Source organism: Saccharophagus degradans 2-40 (assembly GCF_000013665.1).
Classification (GTDB): domain Bacteria; phylum Pseudomonadota; class Gammaproteobacteria; order Pseudomonadales; family Cellvibrionaceae; genus Saccharophagus; species Saccharophagus degradans.
Window position 1 is genome coordinate 998,694 of sequence record NC_007912.1, and the last position, 12,353, is coordinate 1,011,046.

The following is a 12,353-nucleotide window of genomic DNA, read 5'->3' on the forward strand; positions in this document are numbered from 1 at the left end:
AATAGTCAAAGCGAGATACAGTATGAAAATTTACGGCGAGAAAAAAATTTGGTTTGTAACAGGTTCGCAGCATCTCTACGGCCCAGGTGTATTGGCACAAGTAGCAGAAAATAGCCAAGCCATTGCGGCAGGTTTAACTGCCTCCGAGCATGTTTCTGCCAACATCGAATCGCGCGGTGTAGTTACAACGCCAAAAGAAATTTTGGATGTATGCCAAGCGGCTAACAGCGATGAAAATTGTGTGGGCCTCATTTTGTGGATGCATACATTTTCGCCAGCAAAAATGTGGATAGCTGGTTTAAGTGCACTCAACAAGCCTTATATGCATTTACATACCCAGTTTGGCGCAGCATTGCCCTGGGGCGACATAAACATGAACTATATGAACCTTAATCAAAGCGCCCACGGCGACCGCGAATTTGGTTACATTGGCACTCGTTTGCGTCAAGAGCGCAAAGTAGTTGTTGGCCACTGGCAAAAAGAAAGCGTGCAAATACAAGTAGACGATTGGGTGCGTGCGGCAATGGGCTGGGCGGAATCGCAAACCCTTAAAGTGGCTCGCTTTGGCGATAACATGCGTCAAGTTGCTGTAACTGAAGGCGACAAGGTATCTGCTCAAATTCAGTTTGGCTACGAAGTGCATGCTTTCGGTTTGGGCGATTTAGCAAAAGCGTGTGAGAAAATTACTGCAGAGCAAATTACTGCGCAGTTAGAACTATACAAGCAAGATTACGAAATAGATGCAGATGTATTTACCGACGTACACAGTTTAGAAATGCTGCAAAACGAAGCGCGTTTAGAGCTGGGTATGGAAGCGTTTCTAGAAGAAGGCAACTTTAAAGCCTTTACCAACTGTTTTGAAAACTTGACCGGCTTATCGGGTTTGCCAGGTTTGGCTACCCAGCGATTAATGAGCAAAGGCTATGGCTACGGTGGTGAAGGCGACTGGAAAACCGCTGCAATGTGTCGCATTGTAAAAGTGATGAGCTTGGGTAAGGCTGCAGGCACATCTTTTATGGAAGATTACACCTACAATTTCGGCGACCCAGATCAAGTATTGGGTGCGCATATGTTGGAAGTGTGCCCAAGTATTTCCAACGAGAAGCCCAAGGTTGTGGTAGAGCGTCACACCATTGGTATTAAGAAAGATATCGCCCGCTTAATCTTTACCGGCACCCCTGGCCCTGCTATCAATATTTCTACCATCGATATGGGCACACGGTTCCGTATTATTGCCAACGAAGTAGATACCGTAAAACCACCGCAGGATTTGCCAAACCTGCCTGTTGCAAAAGCACTGTGGGAGCCGCGTCCAAGCCTAGAGGTTGCTGCAGCCGCGTGGATTCACGCTGGTGGCGCACATCACAGCGTTTACACACAAGGTATTAACCTAGATCAGCTAAATGATTTTGCCGAAATGGCCGGTGTAGAAATGGTTGTAATCGGTGCCGATACCAACGTTAACGAATTCAAAAAAGAATTGCGTTTTAACGCTGTGTACTATCATTTAAGTCACGGTATCTAATTGCGTACTTGCCCAGCAATTAACGTGTAGCTATTCGGCGTGCCCTTTGCCTAAGGCCCAACTATTAGGGCCTAACTATTAAAGTCCTAATATATAGGCCCAAACATATAGGCCCAAACATATAGGCAAAGCAACATGCATAAGGTAATAACTCACGTAATAAATAGCTGCGCGATTTCTTTATCGGCAAAAAATATACTAGAGAAACATACAAGATAATGAGCAGTAATCAATTAGATCAACTAAAAGCGCTAACCACTGTTGTAGTCGACAGTGGTGATATCAATGCAGTGGCACGCTACCAGCCAGAGGATGCAACCACCAACCCATCGCTTGTACTAAAAGCAATCGAACAGCCTGAGTACAATCATTTAGTTGCACAAGCTGTAGCGTGGGCTAAAGAATTTGCAAAAGATAAACCTCTGGTAACGGCAACAGCCGATAAACTTGCGGTTATGCTGGGTTGCGAAATCCTTAAGCATATACCTGGTAGAGTATCTACTGAAGTGGATGCGCACTTATCGTTCAACACCGAAGCGACTATCGCCAAAGCATTAGAGCTGGTTGCAATGTACGAGCAAGCGGGTGTAGATAAGTCGCGTATCTTAATTAAAATTGCCTCCACTTGGGAGGGCATTCAAGCTGCGAAACAGCTAGAGAAAATGGGCATTCAATGTAACCTAACGCTATTATTCGGTTTTGCTCAAGCGCAAGCGTGTGCCGAGGCGGGTGTGTTTTTAATTTCGCCATTTGTGGGCCGTATTTTAGATTGGTACAAAAAAGACCAACCCAATGCCGATTTTACAGGCTTAAACGACCCCGGCGTTGTTTCAGTCACTAAAATCTATAACTTTTATAAAGCCTGTGGCTTTCAAACCGTTGTAATGGGCGCAAGCTTCCGCAATGTGGGTGAGCTTCAGTCGCTAGCAGGCTGTGATCGACTCACCATTAGCCCCGCCTTGTTAGACGAGTTGCAAAACCAAACTGCTCCTTTGGTAGCACTGCTTGTAGATAAAGGTGTAAGTGAAGAAAAGCCTGCGCCTCTTACTGAAGGTAGCTTCCGTTGGGCAATGAACGAAGACCCAATGGCAACCGAAAAGTTAGCCGAGGGGATTCGCAATTTCGCTAAAGATCAGGTTAAGCTGTACCGTCTTATTGAAAAAGTTGCAGGTTAATATTTTGTTTGCAGCACCTTACTTTTGGGTGCCGTTGAGGTATGAGCAAGCTAATTAACTTGGTTTTAAAAAAACAAGCACATAACTAGGTGTAAATAATAATGAACAGTGCAAAGCTTTCCGTTTTAGAAAAAGTCGGGTTTGGTGCCGGCGATATGGCCGTTAATGTAATGATTGCTGCCATGTTTTTCTTTATGTCTTACTTCTATACCGATATTTTTGGTTTAGACCCAAAAGACATGGGCACACTGTTCTTGGTGGCGAGGTTCGTCGATGCCTTCACCGACCCGCTTATGGGTATTATTACCGATCGCTTTAAATTTAAAGGAGGCCGCTTTAGACCTTATTTTCTATACTTATCTGTGCCCTATGGCCTGGCGGTAATTCTTTTATTTACTACGCCCGATCTCGAATACAACATGAAGCTTGTGTGGGCTTACGCAACCTACTTATTTGCCACCATGTTGTTTACCGGCGTTGCTATTCCTTATATCTCCTATATTGGTGTGCTTACCGCCGACCCGCAAGAGCGATTGTCTGCCAATGGATACCGCATGTTCTTCGCAAAAATAGCGAATGTGCTTATTGTGTGGTCGGTGCCGGTTATTGCAGGTTTGTTTGGTGCCGAGCATGTTGCCAAGGGGTATCAAGTGGCCATGATCATCATGTCTACCATTGGTGCGCTGCTATTGTATTTTTGCTACAAAACTACTCAAGAGCGCATCGAGCACGTAGTAGAAAAGCAATCTTTTTTCGTCCAGTTAGCGTTGCTACTTAAAAACGATCAATGGTTAGTGCTTTGTGCATGCTGCGTTTTGGGCACCCTGGGTTACGCTATTCGCGGCGCTGTTGCCCTGTACTACGCAAAATATTATTTGGGCATGAGTGCAGAGGCGGCGGGCAGCTTTACCGCTGCGGGTATTGCTGCATCAATTGGCTCTATGGTTGCCTCTACGTGGATTACAAAAAAATATTGTAAAGTCGACCTTTTCCGCTGGTCGCAACTAGCCGTTGGTTTGCTCAGCGCAGCGCTATACTTCTTGGTTGGGCAGGGCGATATATTTTTGGCATTCGCGCTATATATGTTGTTGTGCTTCGTTGTCGATCTACATGCTCCTATCTTTTGGTCTGCCATTGCCGAAGCAGTAGATTATGGCCACATAAAAAATAAACAGCGTGTATCTGGTTTGGCGTTTGGCGGTATTTCATTTTGCCAAAAAGCCGGTATGGGTTTAGCGGGCTTTGCTGTTGGTCACTTGCTTAGCTACTTCAATTACACCGCCAATACAGTACAAACCGATTTCACCCTTAATGGCATCGCGTTAATGCTTACCCTTATACCCGCGCTATTCCATGTGCTAATGGGGCTGGCAATGTTTAAGTACAAAGTAACCGACAAGTACTATAAAACAATGGTAGAGCATAAAACGCTACCCAGTATTTAACGCTACATCTTTAAGTTAGTATTAAGCAGGAATTACCCGTGAAAAAATTATCGCCTCTTATAGAGCAACGTGCAGACCCTTATATTTATAAACACACCGACGGCTACTATTATTTTACGGCTTCGGTGCCCGCCTATGATGGCATAGAACTGCGTCGCGCAAAAACTATACAAGCGTTAGCCACCGCAGAAACCGTTATGGTGTGGCGCAAGCCAAGCGAAGGTGATTATAGTGAGCTTATTTGGGCGCCAGAAATACACTTTAATATGGGGGCTTGGTATGTATATTTTGCTGCGGCTCCATCACGTGAAATTAAGTTCGATTTATTTCAACACCGCATGTATGCCATTAGCTGTAGCGATGCCAACCCGCTAACAGGTGAATGGATATTTGAAGGTAAAATAGATAGCGGCATAGATGCATTCTGTTTAGATGCCACCACCTTTACTCACAGCAATGAGCTCTACTATGTTTGGGCGCAAAAAGAATTAGATGTTCGCGGCAACTCTAATTTGATGATCGCAAAAATGGAAACGCCCACCAAGCTTGCCACCAAGCCCGTGCGTTTATCTAAACCCGAATACGACTGGGAGATTCAGGGTTTTTGGGTTAACGAAGGCCCATCCATTGTTAAGCACGGCTCACGTATTTTTATTTCTTATTCTGGCTCTGCTACCGATGAGCGCTACGCAATGGGTATTTTGTGGGCAGAACAAAGCGCAGACTTACTAGACCCAGCAAGTTGGACCAAGTCGGTAGAGCCTGTATTAGTTTCTGAACCCTCTGAAAAAGTATTTGGCCCAGGCCACAATAGTTTTACTGTGGATGAAGAGGGTAACGATATGTTGGTGTATCATGCTCGCAATTATACCGAAATTGAAGGCGACCCGCTGTGGGACCCAAATCGTCATACTTACGTTAAAAAATTGCGCTGGGATGAAACAGGCATGCCTATTTTTGGCAGCCCTGCGTTTGAAGAGTAGTTGCTTCACTCTGCGCCGCTAATTCTAGCCGCGCAGTGGTATTGGTATATTACACCTCTTTTTATCACCACTCTTATCGCTACATAGCAGCATAACTACATAACTACATAGCTACATAACAGCATAGCTGTCGCTGGCCACTCGCTACAACAATAATTCTGTCGAGCGCATCATGATTAAACAACCCTTTTTACGTACTTTTGTTTTTGTAATTACATTACAGGCATTTAGTTGGTGTAATGCTGCTGTAGCTTCTAAGCCGGTAGAGCTATTCCCCCTTGCGGATGTACGATTATTAGATAGCCCTTTTAAGCATGCGCAAGACAAAAATGTAGAATATGTTTTGGCCCTACAGCCAGATAAATTATTGGCGCCATTTTTAAAAGAAGCTGGTTTGCCAGTAAAGGCAGAAAATTACGGTAACTGGGAATCGCAAGGCCTAGACGGTCATATTGGGGGCCATTATTTAACCGCGTTAAGTTTGGCCTATGCCGCCACTGGCGATAAGCGTTTACTGGACCGCTTAAACTATATGCTCAACGAGCTTGAACGCGCGCAAAATAAAAATAGCAATGGTTATATTGGTGGCGTGCGCAACGGCAAAGCGCTTTGGGATAATATTGCAAAGGGCGACATTCGCGCAGATCTTTTTGCACTTAACGATTACTGGGTGCCTTGGTATAACCTGCATAAAATATACGCGGGCTTAAGAGATGCTTATATCTATACCGGCAGCGAGCAAGCCAAAGCGATGCTCATTGGCTTGGGCGAATGGACTATAGCGCTTACTGCCGATTTAAACGATGAGCAGATAGAAAAAATGTTAACCACTGAGTACGGTGGTATGAACGAAGTGTTTGCCGATATGGCCGCTATTACCGGCGATAAACGCTACCTTAGTTTGGCCAAACAATTTTCCCATAAAAAAATTCTTAACCCACTTCTACAAAAGCGCGATGCACTTAATGGATTGCACGCAAACACACAAATTCCCAAGGTGGTTGGCTATCAGCGGGTGGCAGAGCTAACGGGCGATGAAGAATGGCATAAAGCTGCAGATTATTTCTGGCATCACGTCGTAAACAACCGCACTGTCGCTATTGGCGGCAACAGTGTGCGCGAGCATTTTCACGATAGCGAAGACTTCGCCCCAATGATAAACGATGTTGAGGGGCCAGAAACCTGCAACACTTATAATATGCTGAAACTATCGCGCATGTTGTTTAGCGTTAACCCCAGCGTAGATTATGTAGATTACTTTGAGCGGGCGCTGTACAACCATATATTATCGTCGCAGCACCCTGAAACGGGTGGCTTGGTGTACTTTACGCCAATGCGCCCGCAGCACTATCGTATGTATTCCCAGGTGGACACTGCAATGTGGTGTTGTGTTGGCTCAGGTATAGAAAATCATGTTAAGTACGGTGAGTTTATTTATGCCAAGCAAAACAATAACCTTTACGTAAATCTATTCATTGCTTCCACATTGGTGTGGCAAGAAAAGGGTGTGCACTTAACACAAGAGAACACCTTCCCAGATAGCAATCGCACCACGCTAACCGTGGCGCTAGACAGCAAAGTAAAATCCTCCAAAAAACACGCAAAGTTTACGATGCATATTCGTTACCCGCGCTGGGCGCAAGCCGGTAAAGTGGTTGTTAAAGTAAACGGCAAGCCAATAAATGTAAAAGCAAAAGCTGGCGAATATATTGAAATTAATCGCCGCTGGCACAATGGCGATAACGTAGAGTTAAGTTTGCCTATGAATATTGCGTTGGAGGCGCTACCCGATCAATCAGATTACTATGCCGTACTTTACGGCCCCATTGTATTGGCGGCCAAAACTCAGCCTTTTAAAAATGAACAATTGAATGTTTTTGCCGACGAAAGCCGCATGGGGCATATAGCCCAAGCGCAAATGTGTTCATTAGACGCCGCCCCAATTTTTGTGAGCGACAGCAGGGATTTTATAAATAAAATAAAGCGAATAAATAGCGAGCAGCTAGTATTTAAAACGCAAGGCCTTATTCAACCGGCTGCGCTTAGCCAGGTAGAACTTATTCCGTTCTTTAGGTTGCACGATAGCCGCTATATGCTTTATTGGCCATACAGCTCGCCAGATGATTTGCAAAAACGCCAGCAATTGCAGGCGCAGGTAGAAGCAGAAAAACTGGCGTTAGCGCAACAAACCATTGATAAAGTTGCACCTGGTGAGCAACAGCCGGAATCGGATCACTTTTTTAAAGGTGAGGCAACCGAGGCTGGCGTACACAGTGGCAAACACTGGCGTCATGCACACCGTTGGTTTAGTTTTCAGCTTAACGACCCAAATAAAGAGGGTAAAATATTGCGTATTACCTACTATGGTTTAGATGCAGGGCGTAGCTTTAGTATTTGGCTAGATGATATAAAAGTAGCTGACGTAACACTTAATGGCGATAAGGGCGACGCTTTTTATAGTGTCGACTACATGGTGCCTAAGCGTGTGCTTGCTCAAGCGAAAGCTGGCAAGTATCGCGTAAAATTCCAAGCCGAAGAGGGCAGCGTAGCGGGTGGTGTCTACGGTGTTAGGTTAATGCGCTAGTACTGCGAATACAATGTGAGGTGTGGCGTACCATACCATTGGTATGCCCCGTAGCTATGCCCCATAGTTATGCCCTGTGCCTATGCATGTACGGGGCGTGTCACTTTTATGAACGTCACTTACTCAATTAACCCACCTACGCGTATTAATAACTTTCTTACGTATTGCCATTCTTACTTATTTCTTTCACCGAATAGTCAAAAACAGGTCATACCTGCGTAACCTTAAGCGACTAAAGTCTGCCTCTAATTTGCGTACTGCATACAATAGAGGATCGGCTCATGGCTCTGCTTTCTATAAAGCACGTTTTCAAAATAAATTGGCAGCAATTAATAGCTGCCGCTACATTAGCCGCGCTTGCGGGCACAGCGCACTCCGCTCCCTATGAGTGGAACTACCCCGCACCCGTTAAAACACCAAGCGCTGCTAACGATAACGGCAAGGTAGTAATATTTGATGTTTCCCACGGCGGCACAGAAGGTAATGCCGACTGGGTAATCGATGGTGCTTTTTCTGATTTCGCCGATGCTCTAGTAAATGCCGGCTACACCGTACACGAGTACCGTGGTGAAGATAAAAACAACGACGGTATTATTCAATTTGTAGATGATTACACCAACCCATCTGCAGCAGCCAGTGCCGCCAACGAAGCGGTAATTACCAGCGCAGGCATAAGCCACGCCGATGTACTGGTGTTAGCCGAAAGTAACCGCCCGTTTACGCAAGCGGAATTAACGGTTTTAGAAAACTTTGTTGCTGCCGGTAAAGGTATTTTCTTTGTGGCAGATCACTACAATGCAGATCGCAACCTAAATAGTTGGGATGCTACAGAAGTATTTAATGGCTACAACCGCTCAAACTTATCCCAGTTTAACGTAGGTGGCGCATATGGTGATTTACGCAACACCGGCAGTGCAAATATTGGCTGGTTGGCAGAAAACTTTGGTATTCGCTTTCGCTTTAACGCCGTTGATTGGAAGCCAGGCGCAAGCGGCATAGTAAGTACCAGCCAAAGCGAAGGCATTACCAACGGTGTAACACCAGTCCTTATGGCCGGTGGTGCGACCTTAGCTATTACCGATCCAACGCGGGCAAAAGGGTTGGTTTATTTTTCTGCTAGCGATAACCCAGTTCGCTGGAACCATGCAGTCGATTCTGGTTTGTATTTTGGTGGTATGGATGAAGGCCCGTACGTAGCGATCGCCAAATCCGGTATAGGTAAGGCTGCGTTTATTGGCGATTCCAGTCCTATAGAAGATATTACCCCGCGCTATCGCCGCCAAGATAACGGCAACACTAAAACCACTTACCCTGGTTGGACGGATGCCGGCAACGCTGCGCAACTTTCTTTAAATATTATTGATTGGCTTGCCACACCAGAAACCTATACCCATTTTAATACCACTGCCCACCCTGCAGGTATTGCCACGCCCAATCCAATGGCCACGGAAGAATTAACCGACCCAGATAACGGCCAACCTTGGAGCACGCCAAGCGGTGGTTACAACCCGTGGGACGACTCGACCTTCGCCAACGGTGCTTACGGTGCTCAAAACCCTGTGGGTGGTGCAAGTTCTAGTAGCTCTTCAAGTTCATCTAGCAGCTCTACGTCGTCTAGCTCTGGCGGTGCGCCCAGCGGCTCTGCAGTTTCTGTTGGCGACGCTTTAGCGCTTTCTGTGGGCACGCCGGTTACGGTAACGGGTGTTGTTACGCAGGCAATCAATGGCGAGTACGCATTAGAAATTGCCGATGCGGCAAACAGTGCAAACACCATTTTTATTAAATTAGAAAGCCAATATCGCGCCGATTTTAGCCCGCAAAACAACCCCGCCATTTTAGGTGAAACGCTACAAATAACAGGTAAGCGCGACAACTACATGAGCGCACCAAGCGTTGAATATGTTACCGACATGTTCGTTGTGCAAGCAGGCTTAAGTGTTACAGATGCTCTTGCACTGCCAAACGGTACAGACGTAACCGTAGTGGGTGAAATTACCCAAGCGGTGAACGGCGAGTACGCATTAGAGATGGCCGATTTAAATAATGCCAGCAGCACCATTTTAGTAAAGCTAGAAAGCCAATACCGCGCCGATTTTAGCCCGCAAAATAACCCTGCAGTGCTAGGTGAAACATTGCTAGTGACAGGTACTCGCGACACCTACACCAGCTTACCAAGTATTGAGTACGTTACCGATATGCAGTTACAGGGTTCCAGCTCTGGCGGGAGTTCAGGCGGGAGTTCGGGTGGCGGTACAGCTTGCGGTTCTGGTAATGCCGTATCGGTTAGCACTGCTTATTCCGCTTCTATGGGTACGCCGCTAGTCGTTATTGGTGAAGTGCAAAGTGGTATCAATAACCCCTATGCCTTAGAGCTAGCAGATTTAAATTCTACCTCTACTGTGTATGTAAAGCTGGAATCGGATCAGCGCGCTTATTTTAGCCCAGCGAATAACCCAAGCATATTGGGCAAAGTAATAGAGGTAACAGGCACGCGGGATTTGTACATGAGCTACCCAAGCTTGGAATCAGTTAGTCAGCTAGTAGAGCAAAGCAACTGTAATTAATTTTTAAAGCATTTTTAAATCAACTCTTAGATAAATTGTTACTACACAAGGAAGCACCATGATCCACAGTAAAAAAAGTTTGCCGGCATTAACACTTCTTTCGGCAGCCATAATGCTAAGCGCGTGCAGCGGCGACGACAACAAGAAGCCAGATGTCATTGCCGAAGTAGATTTGCGGTTAATGGAAACCACGGATATTCACGCCAACGTAATGGATTACAACTACTACAGCGGCAGTACCAATATTGGTATTGGCTTGGTACGCACGGCAACCTTAATTAAAGAGGCACGCGTAGAGCTTACCGAAATGGGTAACTCTGTATTGGTTGATAACGGCGATTTAATTCAAGGCAGCCCGATGGGCGACTGGAAGCAAGCTACGGGTATAGAAGCTGGTGAAGTTCATCCCGTTTACAAAGCCATGAATGAATTAGATTACGTAGTAGGTAACTACGGCAACCACGAATTTAACTACGGCTTAGAATTTTTGGCCGAAAGTGTAAACGATGCAAACTTTCCTTACATTAGCGCCAACATTTTTATAGACGATGGCGACGATAACCCAGATAACGACATGTTGTACTTCGACCCTTACCACCTAGAAACAAAGGCGGTAATGGATAAAGAAGGTAACACCCACGAAATTACCATCGGTTTTATTGGCTTTTTACCACCACAAATTATGCAGTGGGATAAAGCCAACTTAAGTGGCAAAGTTATTACTAAAGATATTAAAGCCATGGCTGAGCGTTTTGTACCGCAAATGAAAGAAGAGGGAGCCGATATTGTGGTTGCCATTCCTCACTCTGGTATAAGCACAAAAGCCTACAGTGCCGATGCACTTGCCGAGCACAGCAGCTGGTATTTGGCCGATGTAGAAGGCATAGATGCAATTATGTTCGGCCACAGCCACTTAACCTTTCCATCCTCTGCGTTTGCCGAAACTGAAGGGGTAGATTTAGAAGCGGGTACCATTAAAGGTGTGCCAGCGGTAATGCCGGGTTACTGGGGCAGCCACTTGGGTATTATCGATTTAAGTTTAGAGTACAACGTTACCCAAGATACATGGCAAGTCGTTGGCAGCCAAGTAGAGGCGCGTGCAATAGTGGTTGATGGCGAAGCCACCGTTGAGCCAGATGCAGTTATTGCAGCGAATTTAGAGCACGACCACCAAGCGACCATTGCTTATATGGGCACCCCTATTGGTGAATCTACCGACGATATATTTAGCTTTTTAGCATTGGTTAAAGATGATCCATCGATTCAAATTGTAAGCGATGCCCAAAAAGCCTACGTAGAAAACCTTATTCAAGGCGACGTTAACTTGCAGGATTTACCTGTGCTTTCTGCCGCTGCACCGTTTAAAGCCTGTAACCGCGAAGGCATATGTGCAGATGAAACAAGCTTTACTACCGTAGCTAAGGGTGAGCTTACATTAAGTAATGCTGCCGATTTGTACCTATACCCCAACACTTTAGTGGCTGTAAAAATTAATGGCGAAGAGTTAAAAGGTTGGTTGGAATGTTCTGCCTCGCAATTCTTCCAAATTGATACCACTACTACAGCCCAACAAGAGCTTGTTGATTATGCGGGTTTCCCTACCTATAACTTTGATGTTATGGATGGCGTAACCTACCAAATTGACGTAACACAACCACCGCGCACAGACCGTAGTTGCAGTGTTATTCATGCCGATGCAAATCGCATTGTTAACTTAAAGTACAACAACGAAGACGTGAGCGATGCGCAAGAGTTCATTGTTGCAACCAACAATTACCGTGCAAACGGTGGCGTATTCCCAGGTACGGGTAGCGATCATATTGTTATTAACTCGCCAGATACTAACCGTGAAGTGCTAGCCAATTACATTCGCGACAACAGCCCCGTTACGCCAACAGCAGATGGCAACTGGAGCTTTGCACCTATAGATACCGTTACAAATTTAACGATAGTGTTCCGTGTGCCTAACACCGACCGCGCCCGTAACTTTGTAGCGGCTCAGTTGCAAAATGCTGAGTTTATAGAAGTGAACGATGCTGGCGAAGCGGTATACGAGCTAATATTAAATCAATAATAA

General features: G+C 45.6%; 7 protein-coding genes. All 7 read left to right on the forward strand.

Annotation, left to right across the window (positions count from 1 at the left end):
• Window positions 1–22: 22 nt before the first annotated feature.
• The 7 genes from araA to SDE_RS04135 all read left to right on the forward strand — a co-directional run bounded on the left by araA (window position 23) and on the right by SDE_RS04135 (window position 12,350).
• Complete coding sequence (gene araA, locus SDE_RS04105; RefSeq protein WP_011467257.1) at window positions 23–1,525, forward strand: L-arabinose isomerase; 1,503 nt, start codon at window positions 23–25, stop codon at window positions 1,523–1,525.
• A 218-nt stretch (window positions 1,526–1,743) separates the two neighbouring features.
• Entirely contained in the window at window positions 1,744–2,700 is a 957-nt protein-coding gene (gene tal / locus SDE_RS04110; RefSeq protein WP_011467258.1) for a transaldolase, read from the forward strand.
• Between the two features lie 101 nt (window positions 2,701–2,801).
• Window positions 2,802–4,145 carry an MFS transporter gene (locus SDE_RS04115; protein ID WP_011467259.1) on the forward strand — a complete coding sequence of 448 codons (1,344 nt, stop codon included), beginning with the start codon at window positions 2,802–2,804 and terminating at the stop codon, window positions 4,143–4,145.
• Window positions 4,146–4,183: 38 nt separating this feature from the next.
• A complete protein-coding gene (locus SDE_RS04120; RefSeq protein WP_011467260.1) occupies window positions 4,184–5,128 on the forward strand; it encodes a glycoside hydrolase family 43 protein in 945 nt (314 codons plus the stop codon).
• A 172-nt stretch (window positions 5,129–5,300) separates the two neighbouring features.
• Window positions 5,301–7,712 carry a glycoside hydrolase family 127 protein gene (locus tag SDE_RS04125; protein ID WP_011467261.1) on the forward strand — a complete coding sequence of 804 codons (2,412 nt, stop codon included), beginning with the start codon at window positions 5,301–5,303 and terminating at the stop codon, window positions 7,710–7,712.
• A gap of 281 nt (window positions 7,713–7,993) precedes the next feature.
• The gene (locus SDE_RS04130; protein WP_011467262.1) at window positions 7,994–10,276 is read left to right on the forward strand and encodes a DUF6359 domain-containing protein; all 2,283 of its coding nucleotides are present in this window, start codon (window positions 7,994–7,996) and stop codon (window positions 10,274–10,276) included.
• Between the two features lie 58 nt (window positions 10,277–10,334).
• Window positions 10,335–12,350 (forward strand): bifunctional 2',3'-cyclic-nucleotide 2'-phosphodiesterase/3'-nucleotidase, encoded by a 2,016-nt coding sequence (locus SDE_RS04135; protein WP_011467263.1) that lies wholly within the window; start codon window positions 10,335–10,337, stop codon window positions 12,348–12,350.
• Window positions 12,351–12,353 lie beyond the last annotated feature (3 nt).